The following is a 19,729-nucleotide window of genomic DNA, read 5'->3' as shown; positions in this document are numbered from 1 at the left end:
ATGATTCTTTGCAAGAGTTTGGATTGACGAGAAGGCGTTCGGATCCATGCGCCGATTTTTATCAGGTTCCTTTTTTAATCTGAAATCTAAGTTCGATTCTTTCTTTTTGAAATCGCGCGTGGATTCGTTTGATGTATTCGTGTTTTATCGCGAACTGATCTGCGAATTCTAAAGAAGGAAGCGTGATCTTAAAATCAACCGAGCTTTCGCCGAATCTTTGATAGCTGAAAGAAACTTCCTTTTGTTCGTCGGTTTTGTAAAATCCGTTTAACACCTCTTTGGCGATTTCGATCGCGATCGATTCTACCTTTTCTAAATCGCTCTGATACGCGACACCCGCTTCAATCGCAATCGATAGTTCTTTGGAAGGCAGGTCGAAGTTAGTAAAAACCGAAGAAGACATCACCGAATTGGGAACGATGATCGTGCTATTGTTGAATTTTCGAATCGTCGTCGTTCTCCAAGTGATATCTTGGACAATTCCTTCCAAGCCGTCCCCCTGCAAACGAACGTAGTCTCCTTTTTTGAGTTGTTTTCCCATAAGGATGCTCAAACCGGAAAATAAATTCGATAACGTCGGTTGGAGACCGAGTGCGACCGCAAGACCTCCCACTCCGAGAGCTCCTAAGATCGGCGCGACCGAGATTCCAAGGGACTGAAGAATCAAAAGAACACCAATGGCGAATAACGTAATTCGGATCACGTTGCTTATGATGGAAGCCGAGGAGAGAAGTCCTTCCGTTTTTTCCGAATAGGTTTCGAAAACGGCGGAGAACAAACGTACCAACGAGAAAGTAAGAAGAATGATGGCCGTGATTTTAAATGTTAAGAATACGAATTCTTCCGTGCTCGGAGTTAATTTTAGAAATCGAAGAAAAAGATAAGACGCGAGTAAGAAAAAAAGAAGCCTGATAATTCTTCTCCCGGCCTTGTAGAGAGGATGAGAGTTTTGAATTCTGTTTTGAAATAAAATTCCCGAGAGTTTGGGAACGATTCTATCTCCGAGCACGTAGCCGAAAAATAAGACGAAGATAAAAACTCCGGCGGATGTTCCTAATTCTAAAAACAATTCCTTAGAAAACCACGCGTGTATGATATTCCAATCCATTAGAACATCTTTCAAAGAAATCTTTTGTATGCAAGGCCAAATCCTTTTATCGCGGCGGTTCGGTGTAACATTTTAAAACGAACTCCGAATTTCAAAAGCGAGGTAATGATGAACAAAATTCTATCAACGCTGATTTTCCTTTTAGTCCTTTCTTTGGGAGCGTCTCCGATCAACAAAACGTTTTGGAAAGATCTTGCAATCAACGGTTATGATCCGGTCGCTTATTTTACATTAGGAAAACCGATTGAAGGTAAAAAAGAATTTCAGTTTCGCTGGATGGACGCCGACTGGAGATTTTCTTCCGCTGAGAATCTAAAATTATTCCGGGAACATCCGGATCGATACGCGCCTCAATTCGGAGGTTATTGCGCTTACGGAATTGCATTTGGTGAAAAGGTGGCGATCGATCCGAAACAATGGAAGATCGTCGATGGAAAACTTTATCTCAACTACGATCACGACGTTCAGGTTTTATGGGAGAAGGATATTCCCGGTTGGATAGAAAAAGCTAAAAAGGAATGGGAATCGGTCCAGAAAAAATAAATCGAATTCTCTTCGAACTTTGGCTTAGATGTGTCGATTCTCGGTCAAAAAAAGAACTACTAACTATGTCTTCTCGATAAAATTGAGATTTTAGGATGACAGGATAAAAAACATCTCCAATCTACTCCAGAATTAAGGAGAACAGGGAAGGGATGTCCAGGCTGCTTGATCGATTAACAAAAAGGTCCAATAAAAAAATTCTCTGGGAAGAACTTCCGAATCTTCACGCGGATTCTGAAGACCCTGATTTATTAATCCGAAGTTTGATTTCCGAAAAGCTCGCGCTCGGTATTCGGGAGATCGTTTTTTGTCTTCCGTCCAAGGAAGCGGAAAATCTCAAAAAGTCCCACGACTTTCTAAGACTTGTCAGGGATCTAAAACACGGAGGTTTTTCGATCTCCTCCGGCGACAGTGATCGAATTCTTTCCGGAATCGGAGAATCGTCCGAGAAGTTTTTTAATTTTTTAAAAAATCGCCCTCAACCTTCGGCCTGTTTGGTTTGGACGGGGCACGGGCTCGCGAATAAACTCGAATTAAAATATCATGATTTTCTAAAACATCCTCATGCGGTTCATTCCTATAATCGAGAGGCGGAACCCTTTCGACCCTCCCGATTTACGATTCGTGTAAAACTTCTCTCGATCGTTTCTGCGATCATCATGATCAGTATGAGTTTGATGATTACGATGGCGACCTACTTCTTTCGAAAATACAGCGAAATTCTCATCCAGGAATACAATCTTTCTCTTGCGAGGTTGACCGGACTTCAGCTGAGCGGAAAACTTAAGGAAACGACGCTCAAGATTCAGGACTTTCGTCCGGGTGAAGCCGAGAAATTCTTTCGTACAAACGCAAATGCCATCGCTTATGTTCGGTTTAAATTGAAGCCTGGAGAATCCGTTCGAGAGATCAGTTCTCTTTTTTGGAATCTTAAATTCTTAAAAAACAATTCGGTTTCCGGAGTTCCAGACCCTGAGGCGCTAAAAACGGCTTTGGAGAAGGCTTCTTCGAGGCTTTCGGGTTTATTAGAAGTATTGAATGTTTCTTCCGAATTCGGTTTTCCAGCCGTCGCGGTTTTGCTTCCCGTTTCGAACGGAAGCGAAGTTTCCGGTTTGGTTTTTTCCGCGACCGAATTTTTGGATTCCTTTCTAGCGGTTCGTCAGACTGATTTTTTTCAGATGCTCGTCGTCGATTCTTCCGGGAACTTGATCGCCCACTCGAGCGATAAAGAAGCCATCTCTGGTAAGGATTACAAAAAACATCCTCTTGTGGAAAATATGCTCCGAAGTTCTTCGGACAACGGTTCTCAACGATTCGACTTTGAAGGAAGAGAGGTTCTAGGTTCGTATCAACAAGTAGAGGTCGGAGGCCTGGGGATTATTTCCACGTTAGATGCTGATCTTGCTTTCGAAGCTGTTTACAAAATCCGAAGACAAAATCTTTTGATCATGATTTCGGTTTTGTCAGTAGCCTTTTTTGTGGTTTTTATTTTTTCGAGATCTCTTACGATCCCGATCATTCAACTCCTTCAGGCCACTCGTAAGGTGGAACAGGGAAATTACGCGGTCGACATTCGCCCCACGACACACGACGAAGTTGGAGTTCTTACCAACTCGTTCTTACGGATGGCGAGAGGTCTTGAAGAAAGGGAAAAGATAAAAGACACTTTCGGTAAGTTCGTAAACAAGGAAATTGCGGAAAGGGCATTGTCTTCCGATCTAAAGTTAGGCGGGGAAAATCGGGAAGTGACGGTCTTCTTTTCGGATCTTAGAAATTTTACCGGAATGTCCGAAAAGATGAAACCGGAAGAAGTTGTAGAATTCTTAAATCAATACTTCACCGAGATGGTGGAATGTATTTATCTCACTCAAGGAATCGTTGATAAGTTTATAGGCGACGCCGTTATGGCCCATTGGGGCGCTCTTGTGTATGACGGACACGAACCCAAGAATGCGGTCAACGCAGCTTTGCTAATGCGAAGAGCTCTGATCGAGTTCAATCGACAAGGGCACGAGATCGGACGTCCTTTTACGAGATTCGGTTGTGGAATCAATTCAGGTCCTGTGATCGTAGGTCAGATCGGCTCCGAGAAAAAACTCGAGTTCACCGTGATCGGAGATACGGTCAATCTCGCTTCCAGAATCGAATATCTAAATAAGGAATTCGGAACCGACATCCTGATTTCGGAAAGCACCTATCTTCAAGCAAAAGACCATTTTCAATTTGTGGAACTTCCTCCGGTCTGGATTCGCGGAAAAGAAAAACCTCAAAACATCTACGCCGTGTTAGGTTGGAAAGACGATCAGGATTGTCCGAAGTCTCTGGAAGAATTGCGCACGTTATGCGGAATTCCGGACCCCGAATCTCCTTCTCGGTCTTTGGCATGAATCTTTATTCCAAATTTAGAAAGGAAATTCAAGTAGGAGTCTTTTCTTTGTTCGTTTTTACGGGTTCGCTTTTTCTTTTTTGGAAAGAAGGGACCGCGGATTTCGGGGAAGGCAGAAAGGAAACCGTAGGGAATATTACGTTTAAGTATAGAACTGCGCAGAGAAAATTTTCGGATCGTATGGTCTGGCAGGACGTGGAACAAAATTTTCCGATCTTCAACCATGACTCCGTAAGGACGGATGAACTTTCCGAAGCGGTGGTAACTCTGACTTCCGGAACAAAATTCGAATTGGATCCGAGATCTATGATCGTGATCAATCTAAAAGAGGAAGAGGAACTTTTAGAATTGGAGGAAGGTTCCATCCGCGTTCATTCTTCCAGACCGGTGGTTTTGTCATCCGGAAAAACAACCCTAAAGACCGGAAACGAATCAAGTCTGTTTCGCATAACGCGCAACGAAAACGGGGACGAAAATTTTATAGAGTCCTCGAAGGGGAATCTGAAATGGTTTAATGGAAATCAGGAAAAAGGAATCCTCAAAGAAGGGGAAAAAGCAAAAGTAGCAAACGATTCCATTTTGCCGATCCAGGAGGAATTGGAACTCTTAGAACCCCAAGACAATCATAGAATTTTTCCGGAAACGGGAGAGGCCAAGATTAGTTTTCGTTGGAATTCGAACGGAGCGTTGTCGTCCGGCTTTTTAGAAATATCTCTGAATCGAAATTTTTCCCCTCTGATTCTTAAAAAAGAAATCAAAGGAGAAACAACGGAGGCCAATCTTCCCGAAGGAATTTATTTCTGGAGAATTTTGTCTTTCGATAAGAAAAAAAATTCAGCAACTCGAAAGTTTCGCGTTCTCCCGAATCCTCCCGTCACTCTTCTTTTCCCATTAAAAAATACTTTGCTAGAAGGAAGTTCCCTTCAGTCGTTTCGTTGGAGGCCTTCTCGTCTGGCTACGGGTTATATTCTTGAAATTTCAGAATCTCCCGATTTTAAAAACGGACTCAGACAATTGACCGTTTTCAAAACTTCGATTTCGATTCCTCTTTCGGGAGGAAAGTATCATTGGAGGGTGAAGTCATTCTCAAACTTGCCCGGTACGGAAGCAATTTCGGAAACAAGATCCTTTCAAGTAGAAAACGTGACACTCGCACAAAAGGATCCGATTCCGGCTGGAACTTCTTCCGAAATAAAAATTGAAACTTCGCAAAAGGAAGAATCTAATATAAAGGAAAGTCAAACGCAGCCAAAGGAAGTTTCAACTCTTCCTGCTTTGGTTTTTCCGATCAAAGGCAGAGTCGTCGATATGACTGGAAAAAATTCGATGGTGTTTCGATGGAAACACAGTTCCAATTCGCGGACGGAAAAATGGAACCTAAACTTATACGGGGCCAATGGAGAATCGATCCTGAAACGTTCCGTAACCGGAGAATCCTTTCAATTGACCGACTTAAGCGTGTTAGACGTCGGGAAATTCTCCTGGTCCTTGACTCAGGAAGGAGACGAATCCAATCAAACTCGATCGGACTTTAAGATCGTATTGAGAGAAGAGCTGGCGGCTCCGGAAGCGAAGGCCAGCGGGAAAAAAGAGGAATAAACGATTGAAAATATCTGCGCGTTGTCTTTCGATTCTGTTTTGTATATTTATTAGCAATTCAGTATATTCAGAAGATAAAAACTATACCTACTATATAGAATGGAACGAAGTCAAAGGGAACAACGGTTATAAGATTGAAATCAGAAAAAAGGGATTAGAGGATACGATCGCAAAAGAGGAAAAGGTATCCACCAATAGTTTGGAATTTAAGATTCCAGCGGGCGAATACGAGTTTAGAATTTCAGCTCTCAATCGATTCGGAAAACCTTCCTCTTGGAGTCAGTGGTCGGCTTTTCTCGTGGAACAGGATCGACCCAAAAGTGTGGTAGAGGCCGAAAAAAAATTGGCTCTGGCCGCGGCTTCTCCCTGGAAGGTTTGGGTGCCGGGTTTGCTTCCGTTGGAAAAAAAAGAATACGGAAGAGCTTCGCTTATCATTTTTTGGTTCGGAGCCTTGGCGGTTGCGGGTAACGCAGAAAGAAATGCCGGAAATTCGCTTTCGCAATCAGCTACGAACGACTCCGCTTTTTTAACGTTAGTCACTCTTTATTCTCCTCTGCCGGTAAGCCTTTATTTTATTCATCAGAGAGAAGAAGATAAAAAAGAATACAATCGACATCAAAATAATCAAGTCAGCATAGGGGTATTAGCCCTTTTGAGTTATGGTTTGAATGTCTGGTTGGAAAAACGTTCTTTCCATTCTACTACCGTTTTGATAGAATCGAAATCGGAAAGTTATTCAAGATGGACATACCCCGATTCATTGACAAACCCGCTTCTTTCTCTGGGAAGAATCGAAGTAAGTTTTCGAAAAGAACTCGAATGAATTCTATCCTCGGGAAATTTTTCTTCTTATCGAAACGGATTTTGAAGTATATTCCAATAAATGCATATATTCTTTTATTGTTTATATCGTTATTTCGTTGTTCTGCACCGTTTCCGGACCTGAACTCGGGAACTTTGTTTTTGGCTCTGCTCAATTCCAGCGCGTTCACTCAAAATTCTACAACTTCCCCGAGCGATCCAAATCTTGCCTTTAAATATCTTTTTGTGACGATCAATCCTTCCAACGGTCTTTTGGGGGCGGGAACCGTAACGGGCGCGGATTCCATCTGTAGCGCCGAGAAGAACGCGAACTTCGCTTCTTTGCCTGGAACCGGAGCCGATTATAAAGCTTTGATCGTGTCTAACTTGGCTCCGATTCGAAGAGCTTGTAATGCAACCGCAAACTGTACTAATATCGCTGAAAATTCGAATTGGATTCTTTTGCCAAATCGGGATTACTATCGCGGCACGGTGGCAAGTCCCATAAAAGTGTTCACGACTAATTCGGCGGGGATCGCTTTGTTTCCGATCGTATCCTTTTTGGATGCAAGCGGAGCAAACCTCTGGTGGACTGGGTTAGCCAATGACTGGACGATCAGCGTGGGAGATACGTGCAATAACTGGATGGACGGAACCGGCGGTTCTACCGGAGAATTCGGAGCCGGAGCCGTAACGAACGCGACCGCGATCAACTCGGGAGGTTTTTCGGATCCGTGCAATGCGACAAAGAAACTTGTCTGTGTGCGTCAGTGATGGAAACCGTTTCGTTTTGGTCCGTCTTTGAAAATTCCGATTTCGAAAATCCTTTAGATTCTAATCTTTAAACTTGTTTTCCTCACGCATAAATTATATCTTTACGATTCCGTTTTTCAAAGAATTTCTTTATAGAATCCTCTTCTTGTTTGAATCGAATGTATTCTAAAAATTAGAAAATTCTGTAATTCTAATATTCTTTCTTGGTATAAAAATTTGCTCGAGCCGATTAAAAAAAGATTCTATGAAAAAAAACTAAGCGAAAAGTTTTCTCTTTTTAGGTTAATTTCTATATGAAACGTTGTTTTCTCTTGAAACTCTCGATTCTATTCCTACTTTGTCAATGCAGCGGGATCGCCGGGCCGGAGCTCGTCATCATACTTTGATCCAATCCTGTGAACCTAAGATTGCGTGTATGGGCGGAAAGGATCATCCGGCTACGGGAACGTTCTGCATAGACTGGAGTCGATAGGTCGCATTACAAAATTGTTAAGCGAATTTTAAAACGCAAACGATCAACGCGGAGGATTGGAAAGCGATTCTAAGATTGTGCGAAGTTCTTTCTCATCGGGGCCGTATAAATTCCACTGAATCACGTCCGAACCTCGAAAACGTTTCCAGCGCCAATCTCCATTGGAAGAAGCACGATGCGGCGCCGTAGTCCTATCACCCTTGAACTCTTCGGCATAGGGTCGTTCTGAAACCGAATACCACCACAAAAGAATCGGTTCCTCACCCGAAGGGCTTTTGAGCCGAGCCTTTTGGATTCCATTCTCTCCCCCTTGCTCCATAAAAGAAAAGCCGACCGCTTCAAAACAGATTCTCGGATCATGTCCGGTTCCGATCGCGAATAAATCGCGTTTGAGAATCAGATAGTTTTTTTCGGATCGATAGACTGCTATGCGAGAATCGCTTCGCGTGGAATCGGGATCCAATGTAAAGGTAAGAATTTTGGAAGGCCAAAGATGTGATTTTGGAGATAGAAAGATATTTTGAGTGAGAAACGCGATCGTCAATAAAGGAAGAATCAACCAGGCGATTTTGGAAGGCAGTTTTAAGCGCAGTTCAGAGAATTGAATCAATCCCTTTTGACTCGGGTTTGGGAAGAACAATGCGATCGCGCTCAGAGGAATGACAACTCCGGCGATAAAAAAGGTCACACCCATAAATTCGTGCCTCCAGGAGGAAGCCGAAATATTAAATAAAACTAATACACAAACTCGAATCAGATTGGAAAAAAACCAAAGCGGGAGAGTTGAGATCGAAATCAAAACGGCACCCGTCCGCCGAGAGCGAAGAACAAAGGCCGTCGAAATAAGGATGGAAGCAAGTCCCATTTTCATTCCTTCGCAAGCTCGATCGACTGTAAAAAATTCTCCATTGTAAAAGATTTGATTTCCGAGTGCGGAGCTTGACGGATCCAAAAAACGTAAGAGCCAAACGCTCCATTCGGTTACGATCAGACGAAGTTGAAATCCTAAAAATAGGGAACCAAATCCGGTGATCGGAGGAATTGCGAAGACGAAAAACGGAACCGGCCAAGCAAACCGGATTCCACTGACTTGAAGTAAGGCAAGAAGATTCCAAAAGGATCCGATCCAAACGAGGCTGAGTCTTTGATAAAAAATTCCCGCGATCACAAAGGAGAGCCCCGGTAAAAACAACCAGGGATTTCTTTTTCCTTCGCCAGCGCGCAGAAAGAGCGGTAAAAATAAAAGAGGGTATAACTCAAATGCGGAACGAACGCTGAGTAAATCCTTCCCGACGACTGCCATCGGGATTATACAAATCGCAATCAGAAGACAGACGGAAAGGATCGTTCGATTGTAAACGGACATCGGTATAAAAGAATTCCTAAATCACATTCCAAAAAAAGAATGTCTTTTTTGAAATCTGAAATAAAGAAACAATCCGAGCGAAATACAAAGGAGCAATAGCCATTCTCCGGGTTCCGGCACCGCGCCTGGAGCTTCCAGTTTACTCTGACCAAGAGCCGAAGCGCCGGCTTTGATTCCGAAACGATTGTAGTCGTTTTCGCTTTCCAATACAATCAGAGTGGAAACGGGAGAAACCACCATTGCGTCTCGAGCCAATTCGACCAGATCTCCATTCTCCAAATCCTTATCAAAGAATCGTTTTCCCAGTTGTCGCATTATTTTTCTCTGGATCAGCATTCGAATTAAAAGATCCCCGCCGGGTCGTTTAACATCTGTTTGGTTTGATTTTTCGAGAGTTATTCCGGCGTAGGGAAGAGAAATCGTTTCTTCTTTTTGAATCGGCAGAGTGATTTGCCGGTTTTTCAAAACCTCGATCAGTTCCTTTTCACTTTCCGCAACGGGAACGATCTGTTCCAGATCGACGAGGCTCGCGACGTATTCGGATTTTTTACCGTTGATGATTGCGATCTTCGGAGTTTCTCTTCGTGCGTTGGCGGCTCGTTGCATATTTGTAAATCGTTCGGAGCCGCGAAGTTCTCCAAAAGGGATGGATTGATTCTCCCCCGCGACGATCCAAAGAGGATTTTTTCCGATGTTTTGGCCGGTTACGATTTCCTTTAGATGAAGAGGGAAAAGATTAAAAGCGGGGATTTCACATTCGTCCAAATAACGCATCGCTTTTTCGGAATCTTTTGTCTGAAACCATTGGTTTGTAAGAATTGTAATCGGAATTTTAAACTCATACAGATTCTTGATCAACTTTTTCCATTCGGAACGAGAGAGGGCTTCGTTCAGAACTACGATCATTCCGTCCGGTTGAAATGCGAACGACTCGTTTTGTTCCGGAAGCACGTTGTATGTCATCCCTCCTGCGGAAACGTTTCCTTTTGTGGGGGTCGCGGGAAAAGAAAAAGACCAGCCCAAGAAACCGCTTTTGCCCGCCCACTGACGCACTTGAGAATCGGGCACGATTTTTTCTTTGAGTGAAATTCCCGAAGTGTCGAGATCGATCGACGCAGAACTGAACAGATCCACGTTTACCTTTTGATCCGCGAAGTCGGAGACTGGGCCTTCCAATCGAATCCGTTCGTAAGTAAGAGTGTTTCCGTTTGATTTTAGAGGAGATACGATTCCGATTCTTACCATACGATAGTCTTCGGGGTTCACCGGAAAAACACGAAGACGAAGTCGGTTTCCGTCCAACCATTCCACATAGGAAGGGTCTCTTCTTTCGGTGCCTACGATCGTAGCATACGCGTTACGCGCCGTTGACTTAAACGTAAGCCTCGCAGGACGTTCTTCTCCGTTTACCCAAAGAGAAAGTTTTGTACAGATACTTCCTTCCGGAACAGTGATCGTATAGATCGCTTCCTCCGATGTGGCGAACATCGATCCAAAACGAAGAAAGGAACGATCGGAAGAAGAATTTTCGTTATAGATGGAAATCGTAGTTTCGGTGTAAGAAACTCTGAGTTCGGGATAAACTTGAACGTGAGAATCTATATCCGTCGTGATCAGGGAATTTCCTCTCCACAAACGTTCGAGATACGCGTGCGACCTTCCGAAAAGAAGATGCAGAATTCTTCCAGCATCCTCCGGAGTAATACGAGTTTCTCGTTCCGTACGAAACAAGGAAAGAAATCCCTGCGAAGCAAAGTAGGCAAGAGGATCGAACTGACTCTGAGAAGCGAACAAACCCATCTGGGATGTTCGATCGGGTTGTAATACCATCTCCGTTACGTGGTTGGCGCGCAGTCTTCCGGCTTTTTGAATCCATTCCGGCAAGTCGGTGTCGATACGATTGTGGCCTTCTAAAATTTCCGGTTTGGTGAGAATCCCGTCAGCGTGATTCCATTGAATAAAGTAATAAGTAGAATAACTCAGCAGAAAAAATACGGACGACATTATAAGAGCGAAAGACATTTTCTTTTTCCATTCTTCAAGTTTAGAATGAATTAGAAAAATGGAATATCCGAATGCGAACATCGAAAACAAAGGACCGTAGGGAAGAAATCCAAGTCCCGCCATCCAAACAAGAGCCCAACTAAAGGCCATCAAAGGAGCCAAGACGAGGACAAACGCAACGGATATAAAAGCGCCGAGTATGAGGAAGGGTTGAAAGAAAGGAAGAATCGACTTTGGAATTCGATCGGAAAAAAGAGAAGCCGCGAGTAACGTAAAGGAAATCCACAGGGCCCATACGGTTCTTTCCGTAAAAGGAGGAAACACTTCGTGATTGAGGACATACGAGTTCGTCGCAAAACAAATTCCGGAAAGAATCAAAGTAAAAATGAAAAATTGTTTGTGGCTCGGGAAAATCACATAGAGAAGCAGGGAACAAAGACCGAAGAGTAGGAGCGCAATGGCTCCAAAAAAAGTAATGATCAAAAATTCGGAAGGAGCTGAATAAGGAAAAACCAATTTCAACATTCCGAAAGAGAAAGCTGCAATCAGAACGATGGCCGCTGCCAAGCTGAAAAACCAGACCAAGGCGGGAGCTTCCCATTTGAAAAGTTTAACCTTTCTTAAAAGATAATCTGTAAGTTTCGTATACATAGTTTTGTTGGTTCTTCCTTTTTCTATAGTAAAGAATATATCGAAGATCGGAACGGGAATCATCCTCTTGTGTGTTCGATTTGAAGCACTCAGGTGCTTGACTGAATAAAGCGAAAGCAACCCGTAAAAGATACACTTTTCTCTAACAAAGGAAGCCAGTAATTCTTTCGTTTTTTTACTTACTTATCAAAGATCAGGATGGAAGAGGAGAGTGAGAAACGAAGAATGAAGCGAAAATTACGGAGCTGGACCCCGGTTTAAAATACGTAGGCATCGAAATACAGAATCGGTTTGTGATACGCGACCAAGACGGTTTCGTTTTCCTTCTGGATTTTTTTTTCCCATTGAAAAATCAGCTCTAACGCGTCGGGGTCGAGTTGTGCAGATCGAATCGTTTTACAAAGATGTTTTCCCTTCGCTACGTAACCCTTCTTGTATAGAGCGACAAAGGACTGGGTTTTTTCTTCCAACTCCCTGATTTTTTCTCTTTGTCTAAAGGACGGAAGCATCAGCACATTTAGATCCAATTCTTTTAGGATTTCTTCCGGTAGATAGATAAGAAAAGGATAATGTTCTAAAATCGGATCCGAACTCATTTCCGTCTTTCCGCAGTTATTTTAAAAATGACCCCTGTCCATTCTTCGCTTAACAATTTTAGAGAACGTATTGCCGACCAACGGGGATTCCCATGGACTTGAGTTCCATCGGAGAAGCGGAGTTTATCGTCCTTCGGTTTCCATTCTATGACTCGATCAAACCCGCGCGGATCGCATACATTACCAAGTCCGCAACTTTATGAAGATCTAATTTTTTCATGATGTTCGCGCGGTGGACCTTTACGGTTGCGGGAGAAATTCTTAAAATTTTTCCGATTGACTCGTTGGAATTTCCTTCCGCTACCAATTTTAAAATTTCTCTTTCCCGATCCGAAAGAACAGAGAAAGCCTTCTTCGCGTCTTGGTTGTCTTCTCCCGGTTTTCCCGAGCCTACAAAGCCGGAAAGAAAATGAGCGGTGATCCCGGGACTTAAATACGTTTCCCCTTTGTGAACCGCTTCGATCGCACGTAAGAGATCGTTTCCGGCGTCGTCTTTGAGAACGTAACCGTTGATTCCGAGTTCGAGTAATTTTTGAACGTATTCCTTATTATCATGACGAGAGAGAATGATGGTTCGAATATTCGGATAGTGTTTTCTCAGATTTTTCACTAAGTCGATTCCGCTTAAACCCGGCATCGAGATATCGGTGATGACGAGATCTGGACTCAGTTTTCCGATTTGATCCAGAGCCTTTTCGGCGTCTCCGGATTCTCCGCAAATTTCCAAACCGGGTTGTCCGGAAAGAATCATCTTGAGCCCTTCTCTAAGAATGGCGTGATCATCGACTAAGAATATTTTTGTTAGAGGTTTCATATTTTTTTGGTCGTTGTATTTTTGCTTTTTTCCAAGGGAATTCGAATGATAAACTTAGTCCCTTTCCCTGCGGAAGAATCAATCTTAAATTTACCGTTTAAATCTTCCACTCTTCTTCTTATATTTTCAAGCCCAAAACCGGAAGACCGGACTCGTACCTTTCTTTCTTGAAATCCGATTCCATTGTCCTTTGCATCCAAATACAATTGTCTTCCTTTGATTTGAATCTTGAGGGAAATTTTCTTTGCCTGAGAATGTTTGATTACGTTCTGAAAAATTTCCTGAACGATTCTAAAAACTTGATTGGCGACCGTCGGTTGTAGATCGGGTTTTAAGTTTAGATCGAGTTCGGCTTCGACGTCCATCGGCTGAAACAAATCCGAACTCAAAGATCGGATCGCGGCTTCCAAACCGATTTCGCGAAGCGTGGAAGGATGCAGATTGGTGTAGATATCTCTGAGTTCCTGACTCGCCTTATCGATCAAAAGAAGTCCCGTATCAAACTGAGCCTCGTAAATTTTAGGATTTCGATTGAAAGCCTGAAAGTTGAGTTTGGCCGCGAGAATGGTTTGACCGACTCCGTCGTGCAATTCGCGAGAAAGGCGGATTCTTTCTTCTTCTTGAGATTGAAGAAGTTTTGTGTGAAGATTTGCGATCTTCTTTTCCAGACGTTTATTTTCGGTGATGTTTTTAAGAATGATACCGACACTTTCTCCAAAACGAAACACCGAATAACCGTAATACGTTTTTTGTTTTCTAAACTCCTGATTCTGCACCTTTCCCCGTCTCGAAAGCTGAATATTGGAATCCATCTCTTCTTGATCCACTGGGTTGAGTCCGAAAACACGAAATAAATTCTTACCAATGACACTTCGGGAACTGCCCACAAATTCTTTACGAAAGGATTCGTTCGCAAAAAGGATCGTTCGTTTGTCGTCGATTGCGACGATCGGAGCGATTTCTCTTAAGAGGTTGAGAAAGAATTTGGGGGAGAGTCCCGATTCCAAAGGAACGGGAGAAGGAAGTTTTCTATTCTTAATTTTCAAATCGGCCATACGAGCTTGGAAGGATTTCACGCGATGGAAAGAAAGAAAAGAAAAAAAGAGACCCCGGGAAGAAAATCCCGGGGAAATGAGTTCCGGTTTAGTTTGTAGCGGGAAAAACTTCGGAGGTAACCGGTGTCAGATACCAATCCGCGTTGAGATTTCCCATCGATTCGTACCAGCTTTGGAAAGAAGGATACGATTTCCGAATGTCCGTGCTTTCATAAGGCCAGAGAAAGTTTCCCGTAACCAAAAGCGCCCAAGGAAATCCGGTAGAATCCAGATAGAGATCCTTTCCGTTGGAATCAAAGTATCTTCTTGGAAAGTGAATCTCCTGATTTGTGTTGATGACCTTGATGAATGTGTCGTAAGGAGCCGCTCCCAGGGTCACACGATTGATCGCATTTTGTAACACGACTTCCAAAGCCGCTGACTTTCCGATTTTGAAAGTTGTATTGGATCGGGAAGTATTGGAGGAAGGAATTGTAGTATTGGATTTCGGAAGAATTTCCAGGGTTTGAATCGCAGTATCGTTTCCTGAAAAATTATTTTCCACCGTCGTTCCATCGTAAGCATAACGAGTTAAAGAATAGGAAGAAGCGGTAACTCCGGGAATTGTTAAGTGAAGTGTGTGATTGTATCCCGCACCTTTTGCCACGTGGGTATATTTTGCCCGAATCCTTGAGACCTGACCTTTTGCGTTCCAGTCTTCTTCAAAGACGACTCTTACGTTGTAATCGTTAAAGTCCGCGTCCCCTTGGTTGGGAAATAAGTCTTCGTAGGAAATCGTATAGTATCCTTCGGCAGGATAACGGAACGTACTCGCACGAGTCGGATCGTTCGGATAAGTATCGTCTCGGTCCACGATTCCGTCCCCGTCCGAATCGGGAAGAAGCACGTTGTTTCCTTTGATGATGACGGTGATTTTCCGAGAAATGCTAAACGAATTGATGATTTCGATTTCAGCTTCGTAGAGTTGACCGAAGGCTTCCACTTTGAGAGTTACCTTGCGAGTCGCCTCGTCGATCGTGAAACTTCCTTTGACTTCTCCATTCTCCGCGGTTACGGCTCTAAAAACGGATTTTTGGGCCGTGTCGTCTATATTAAAGATTTGTACTAAACTTCCGGAGATCGGAGATTCCGGACTTAAAACCTGAATATTTACGTTCACGGTCTTTGTGGTATCGAAAACGAAATCCACGGGAGCGGTTTCGTCGTTGATTACGATGCTAAACGGTTGTTCTCCGTCCGGAGCGGGAGAGGGATTCGGCGAGGTTGCGCTCAACAACCAAAGGAGATTGGGATCTTGAGAATTCGTACAGGCGGTCCCTCCCAAAAGGAGAACTCCTGTCAGAACCAGACTCACTATTTTTGGAAATCTCATACATCCCTCCGGCTTTCGCCTCAACGAGTCTTATTCTCGCATAGGGACGGAGGAACAACAATAGACCGAAGGGTGTATTTTGTTAAGCGAACAGGTATAAAACGAAATCCGCGTTCTTTCTGGCTAAATGCCTTAAATTTGACTTTTAATTTCGAAAATAATTTTTTTCAAACTGTATTCTAAATTTGTTATAGATCGTCGGTCTTTTTCCGGCGATTGAAGTTCAGCGAGTGCTTGCTAAAAAACTCTCCAGGGATTTGGTTCTAAAAGAATGAAAATCTCCCGATGTATTGAATTTACAATACTGGAGAATCTTTTCCGGAATCTCGCTGTATTTCGCTTCTTCGTTGTTGATCTTGATCATCATGTCGGCCAGATAGATCGGATAAACATAAGGCGCGAATTCTTCGTCTACGAGAAGAACTCTGTGGTGATATTCCATAGCCTTTGCGTAGACATCGGGGAAATTCCATTTTTCCGCGATGAGAGCTCCGACTTTTGTATGAGTGATTCCTAATGCAGCTTCTTCCATGGAAACCGCGGACGCGATCTCTTTGGAGGCGGAGATTTTTCCGATACTTTTCATCGTTCTTTCTTCCAGTGAAAGAAGAATGATTTCTCCGATGTCGTGTAACAACGCGGCGGACATGAGATTGCTGATCGTATCTTTTGGTAGAACCATACGATTTGCGATGAGCTTACAATAGAACGCGCATTGATTGGATTTATCCCAGATCGAAAGAAACGCGGGAAACTTATCTTCCAGAATTTGTTTTGTTCCGAGAGAATAGAGGAGTTGATTGAGTTCTTTGAGACCGATGAGCTGAATCGCTCTGTCCAAAGATTCCACCTTGTTCGCGCGGATAAACGCCGCGGAGTTCGCAAGTTTAAGAATATTTGCGGAAAGAGCCACGTCTTTTTTGATAACTTCAGCGATCTGACTGATCGAAGAATTCGGTCTTTCGATCATCGCTTGGATATCTTGGATCGATTTCGGAAAGGTAGGAAGTCCGTCGATATTCTTTAGGATATCTTCGGTTTTCTGGAGTTGAAGATTTTCTTTGCTGATGTTGAGAGGAATGTCGATGATAACGCTCGTGTTGTTTCCTTGGCTTTCTATTTTATAAGAGGAAGCTGCGAGTCCGTCGTTTTTGAGCATCATCAAGGACATGATAAGCCCGAGACCAGCGCCTTCGGTTTCGTCTCCGGCTTCGAGAAAGGCCTCTGCGAGATCGTTGTATTGTTTTGCCTTTTCGATTCTTAGGTTGATACGCTCCACTTCGGTAGGACTGAGTTTTACGTTGTTCATCACTCGAATTCGAATCATATCCTTGTTATGAATAAAAGATACGAGCACTACAAAGTTGTTTCGAAGAAGGAGTTCCTCGTATTTTTCCTTGTTGTCCAAGTATTTTTTCTTAAAACCCAAAATCTTTTGTTTGTAGATTTCCGGATTTTGGATATCGGCTTCGAGTTCTCGGAAATAAATTCTTTTGATATTTGCTTTGATGGAATTTGCGATCGTTTCTCTCAAAGCTGAGAAAACCGAATCCCGAATATAGATGATGTCGAGTTGTAGGAGATAACGATCCAAGGTTCTGCTGATAATGGAATCGACGTTTTCCGTAAGATTGTGAAATTTATAGTGAATCGGAGCATTCTCTTGAACCGGGTGATTGAGATCCTTGAGATTGCTGTAAAAGCCGAGATCTTGGTGGTGATGTAATTCTAATGCTTTAGTCTGGCTCATATTGTTTAATTCTTCCGGACGCGTTCTTTTCTTGTCAAGTCATCGAGAATTCTTCGTTCGAATTCTTGGAAAAATATTTCCTAATTCTATTTCGCTTTTATTTCAATTATAGATCTTCTTCGCATAATATTTTGCGTTTTATTCCGTCGCATTCAAAATTTTCGATAAGCAAAATTCTTATAATTCGATCCTTTTCGCTTCGGTGAAATTGGACGCAAAAAAATCCCCTAAAATACAAAATTGTCTTTGGATTCTAAGTTTGATGAGGCAGGGAATGAACGCCTAACGCAAAGGAAGAACGCTCTTTTTTTAAACAGATCTGTTTTCTTTTCTCTCGGCTTCGATTTGAGGTTTTGTTTCCACGGTTGTTTTGATTGTTTCGTGCGATTCTATTCCCTCAAAACAGGGTTTTCCCAAAAAGTAACCTTTGTCGGATTTGGAACGATTCTCACTTCGCATTCGGTCTATTAGGGGGAAACGAGGAAAAAGCCGATAAAAAGAATTGCTTTCCCTTTCCCCGATGATAGAATGAGGCCGCCCAGATCGGGCTTATTCCCGAAAGAATACTTTTGTAACTAGATAGATTAAGGAGCTACTTCCGATGCCAACTTTACAGGAATCTCCGGTAAAAAAACCGAATTCTAACCCGACTCCATCCCTCCCTGCAGTGGACAAGCCTGAAATTGAACGTGTGTTCAAACTGCAGAAACAACATTTTCATAAGGTCATGAAACTGACCAACGCGAACGAGCGGATTCAGCGTTTGAAAAAACTCAAAGCCGCGATTATCAAATACACTCCGGAAATCGAAAAAGCGGTGAACGCGGATTTTCGTAAGAACGAACAAGAAGTTGATATCACCGAAATCATGCCTTCCATTTCCGAAATCAACGACGCGATTCATCACGTTCGAAGATGGATGAAACCTCTGAGCGTAAGAACTCCGATGACACTTTTCGGCGCGAAGAGCCAAATCCTCTACGAACCGAGAGGAGTGGTTTTGATCATCGGACCTTGGAACTACCCGTTCTATCTCACCTTTGCTCCTCTTGCGGCGGCGATCGCAGCGGGGAATACGGTTCTTATCAAACCTTCCGAGTTTACTCCGGTTACATCAAACCTGGTTCAGAAGATTGTTTCGGAAGTATTTCCAAAAGAAGAAGTGGCCGTGTTCGAAGGGGACTATCAAGTTTCCAGCGCCCTTATGGAACTTCCACTGGATCATATCTTTTTTACGGGAAGCACTCACGTAGGAAAGATCGTGATGACCGCAGCGGCGAAACATCTGACTTCCGTTACACTCGAGTTAGGCGGTAAATCTCCTGCGATTATCGATAGAAGCGCGGACATTAAAAAGGCCGCTAAAAAATTGGTATGGGGAAAGGTGTTGAACGCGGGACAAACCTGCGTGGCTCCGGATTATCTCCTCATTCCGGACGATCTCGTAAAACCGTTTGTGGAAGAAGCAAAGGCGGTCGTAAAAGAATTTTATACAAAAGACGGAAAAGCTCTGAAAGACAATCTCGACTTTTGTAGAATCATAAACGATCGAAACTTCAGCCGAGTTTCTGGTTATATTCACGAAGCCGTTGAAAAGGGCGCTAAGATTGAAATGGGCGGCGATACAGACGCTTCTCAGAATTATATCGAACCGACGATTTTGAGCAATATACCAGAAAATTCGAATATTATGGAAGATGAAATCTTTGGACCTGTGCTTCCTTTGATTCCTTATACGACTCTGGACGACGCGATCGCGAAGATCAATTCCAAACCGAAACCTCTCGCGCTCTATATCTTCGGAAAGAAAAATCGTTCGATCAAAAAGATTCTGAAAGAAACTTCTTCCGGGGGAGTTGCGGTTAACGACGTGATCCTTCACCTCGTGAATCCGAATCTTCCTTTCGGCGGGGTGAATCATTCCGGACACGGAAGTTATCACGGTTTCTTCGGATTTAAAGCGTTTTCACACGAACGTTCCGTTCTGCGTCAGTCTGCTTTGAGTTCGATCGAGTTGATGTATCCACCTTACACCAATTTTGTGAGAAGACTCGTTGCCTTTACTAAAAACTTTTTGATCTAAGTTTAAGAATTAGAATCTTTTAGTTTGAAGTCAATCCTCTGGAATCGGGTCTTTGGTCCGAACCTCCAGGGGATTTTTTATTTTAGAATGGCGATTGCGGTTAAGAAAAAGCCGGTTCAAGCCAAAAATCTTTTCAAAGGCTGATCGTGGCGGAGGACCTCAATGAGAAAGTGAGGAGTTCCCACGTTTTCCATAATGAGATTCCCGACCTTTCTAAAATTCGTAGATTTCGGCGTTTTTCGTGTGAGTTTTGTAAAAAATTCTTTCTTAGGCTCGGTTTAAAACCCGCAAAAATTTATTTCAAAGGGAGAATTTTCTTTAAAATTATAATAGACAGACTTGTCTGTATGCATTC

Annotated in this window: 14 protein-coding genes; 6 read left to right on the top strand and 8 right to left on the bottom strand. The window is 43.1% G+C overall.

What is annotated here, in order from left to right:
• Positions 1 to 61 precede the first annotated feature (61 nt).
• Positions 62 to 1,108 (bottom strand): mechanosensitive ion channel family protein, encoded by a 1,047-nt coding sequence (locus A0128_RS15135; RefSeq protein ID WP_069608277.1) that lies wholly within the window; start codon positions 1,106 to 1,108, stop codon positions 62 to 64.
• Positions 1,109 to 1,213: 105 nt separating this feature from the next.
• Between A0128_RS15135 and A0128_RS15130 the strand changes: the two genes are divergently transcribed.
• The 5 genes from A0128_RS15130 to A0128_RS15110 all read left to right on the top strand — a co-directional run bounded on the left by A0128_RS15130 (position 1,214) and on the right by A0128_RS15110 (position 7,211).
• A complete protein-coding gene (locus A0128_RS15130; protein ID WP_245667163.1) occupies positions 1,214 to 1,651 on the top strand; it encodes a YHS domain-containing (seleno)protein in 438 nt (145 codons plus the stop codon).
• Positions 1,652 to 1,803: 152 nt separating this feature from the next.
• A complete protein-coding gene (locus tag A0128_RS15125) occupies positions 1,804 to 4,038 on the top strand; it encodes an adenylate/guanylate cyclase domain-containing protein (protein ID WP_069608276.1) in 2,235 nt (744 codons plus the stop codon).
• Entirely contained in the window at positions 4,035 to 5,636 is a 1,602-nt protein-coding gene (locus A0128_RS15120) for a hypothetical protein (protein ID WP_069608275.1), read from the top strand. Before A0128_RS15125 ends, A0128_RS15120 begins: the two co-directional genes overlap by 4 nt.
• A gap of 4 nt (positions 5,637 to 5,640) precedes the next feature.
• On the top strand, positions 5,641 to 6,459 hold the full coding sequence (locus A0128_RS15115) for a fibronectin type III domain-containing protein (RefSeq protein ID WP_069608274.1): 819 nt from the start codon (positions 5,641 to 5,643) through the stop codon (positions 6,457 to 6,459).
• On the top strand, positions 6,456 to 7,211 hold the full coding sequence (locus A0128_RS15110) for a DUF1554 domain-containing protein (protein ID WP_069608273.1): 756 nt from the start codon (positions 6,456 to 6,458) through the stop codon (positions 7,209 to 7,211). The genes A0128_RS15115 and A0128_RS15110 overlap by 4 nt, the downstream gene beginning before the upstream one ends.
• Before the next feature lie 515 nt (positions 7,212 to 7,726).
• Here the strand turns inward: A0128_RS15110 and xrtN are convergent.
• The 7 genes from xrtN to A0128_RS15075 all read right to left on the bottom strand — a co-directional run bounded on the left by xrtN (position 7,727) and on the right by A0128_RS15075 (position 17,291).
• Positions 7,727 to 9,049: an exosortase N gene (gene xrtN, locus A0128_RS21880; RefSeq protein ID WP_083244144.1), complete on the bottom strand. Its 1,323-nt coding sequence runs from the start codon at positions 9,047 to 9,049 to the stop codon at positions 7,727 to 7,729.
• Positions 9,050 to 9,070: 21 nt separating this feature from the next.
• Positions 9,071 to 11,704 carry an XrtN system VIT domain-containing protein gene (locus tag A0128_RS15100; RefSeq protein WP_069609330.1) on the bottom strand — a complete coding sequence of 878 codons (2,634 nt, stop codon included), beginning with the start codon at positions 11,702 to 11,704 and terminating at the stop codon, positions 9,071 to 9,073.
• 257 nt (positions 11,705 to 11,961) lie between these two features.
• Positions 11,962 to 12,300, bottom strand: a complete 339-nt coding sequence (locus A0128_RS15095; RefSeq protein ID WP_069608272.1) for a hypothetical protein — start codon at positions 12,298 to 12,300, stop codon at positions 11,962 to 11,964.
• Between the two features lie 145 nt (positions 12,301 to 12,445).
• Positions 12,446 to 13,114, bottom strand: a complete 669-nt coding sequence (locus tag A0128_RS15090; RefSeq protein WP_069608271.1) for a response regulator — start codon at positions 13,112 to 13,114, stop codon at positions 12,446 to 12,448.
• Complete coding sequence (locus A0128_RS15085) at positions 13,111 to 14,169, bottom strand: sensor histidine kinase (RefSeq protein WP_069608270.1); 1,059 nt, start codon at positions 14,167 to 14,169, stop codon at positions 13,111 to 13,113. The genes A0128_RS15090 and A0128_RS15085 overlap by 4 nt, the downstream gene beginning before the upstream one ends.
• Before the next feature lie 88 nt (positions 14,170 to 14,257).
• The gene (locus A0128_RS15080; RefSeq protein WP_069608269.1) at positions 14,258 to 15,541 is read right to left on the bottom strand and encodes an LruC domain-containing protein; all 1,284 of its coding nucleotides are present in this window, start codon (positions 15,539 to 15,541) and stop codon (positions 14,258 to 14,260) included.
• Positions 15,542 to 15,764: 223 nt separating this feature from the next.
• Positions 15,765 to 17,291, bottom strand: coding sequence for an HDOD domain-containing protein (locus A0128_RS15075; protein WP_069608268.1), 1,527 nt, complete (start codon positions 17,289 to 17,291; stop codon positions 15,765 to 15,767).
• A gap of 601 nt (positions 17,292 to 17,892) precedes the next feature.
• Between A0128_RS15075 and A0128_RS15070 the strand changes: the two genes are divergently transcribed.
• The gene (locus tag A0128_RS15070; protein WP_069608267.1) at positions 17,893 to 19,374 is read left to right on the top strand and encodes an aldehyde dehydrogenase family protein; all 1,482 of its coding nucleotides are present in this window, start codon (positions 17,893 to 17,895) and stop codon (positions 19,372 to 19,374) included.
• Positions 19,375 to 19,729: the final 355 nt, after the last annotated feature.

Origin of the sequence: Leptospira tipperaryensis, from assembly GCF_001729245.1 — a bacterium.
Taxonomy (GTDB): Bacteria; Spirochaetota; Leptospiria; order Leptospirales; family Leptospiraceae; genus Leptospira; species Leptospira tipperaryensis.
Note: the sequence above shows the minus strand (reverse complement) of the source record. Positions and strands in the feature narration are given on the sequence as shown.

Excerpts from the sequence above, each read along its gene's own strand:
- A0128_RS15135 (WP_069608277.1), bottom strand. The coding sequence starts at position 1,108 with ATGGATTGGAATATCATACACGCGTGGTTTTCTAAGGAATTGTTTTTA.
- A0128_RS15130 (WP_245667163.1), top strand. The coding sequence starts at position 1,214 with ATGATGAACAAAATTCTATCAACGCTGATTTTCCTTTTAGTCCTTTCT.
- A0128_RS15125 (WP_069608276.1), top strand. The coding sequence starts at position 1,804 with ATGTCCAGGCTGCTTGATCGATTAACAAAAAGGTCCAATAAAAAAATT.
- A0128_RS15120 (WP_069608275.1), top strand. The coding sequence starts at position 4,035 with ATGAATCTTTATTCCAAATTTAGAAAGGAAATTCAAGTAGGAGTCTTT.
- A0128_RS15110 (WP_069608273.1), top strand. The coding sequence starts at position 6,456 with ATGAATTCTATCCTCGGGAAATTTTTCTTCTTATCGAAACGGATTTTG.
- xrtN (WP_083244144.1), bottom strand. The coding sequence starts at position 9,049 with ATGTCCGTTTACAATCGAACGATCCTTTCCGTCTGTCTTCTGATTGCG.
- A0128_RS15100 (WP_069609330.1), bottom strand. The coding sequence starts at position 11,704 with ATGTATACGAAACTTACAGATTATCTTTTAAGAAAGGTTAAACTTTTC.
- A0128_RS15095 (WP_069608272.1), bottom strand. The coding sequence starts at position 12,300 with ATGAGTTCGGATCCGATTTTAGAACATTATCCTTTTCTTATCTATCTA.
- A0128_RS15090 (WP_069608271.1), bottom strand. The coding sequence starts at position 13,114 with ATGAAACCTCTAACAAAAATATTCTTAGTCGATGATCACGCCATTCTT.
- A0128_RS15085 (WP_069608270.1), bottom strand. The coding sequence starts at position 14,169 with ATGGCCGATTTGAAAATTAAGAATAGAAAACTTCCTTCTCCCGTTCCT.
- A0128_RS15080 (WP_069608269.1), bottom strand. The coding sequence starts at position 15,541 with ATGAGATTTCCAAAAATAGTGAGTCTGGTTCTGACAGGAGTTCTCCTT.
- A0128_RS15075 (WP_069608268.1), bottom strand. The coding sequence starts at position 17,291 with ATGAGCCAGACTAAAGCATTAGAATTACATCACCACCAAGATCTCGGC.
- A0128_RS15070 (WP_069608267.1), top strand. The coding sequence starts at position 17,893 with ATGCCAACTTTACAGGAATCTCCGGTAAAAAAACCGAATTCTAACCCG.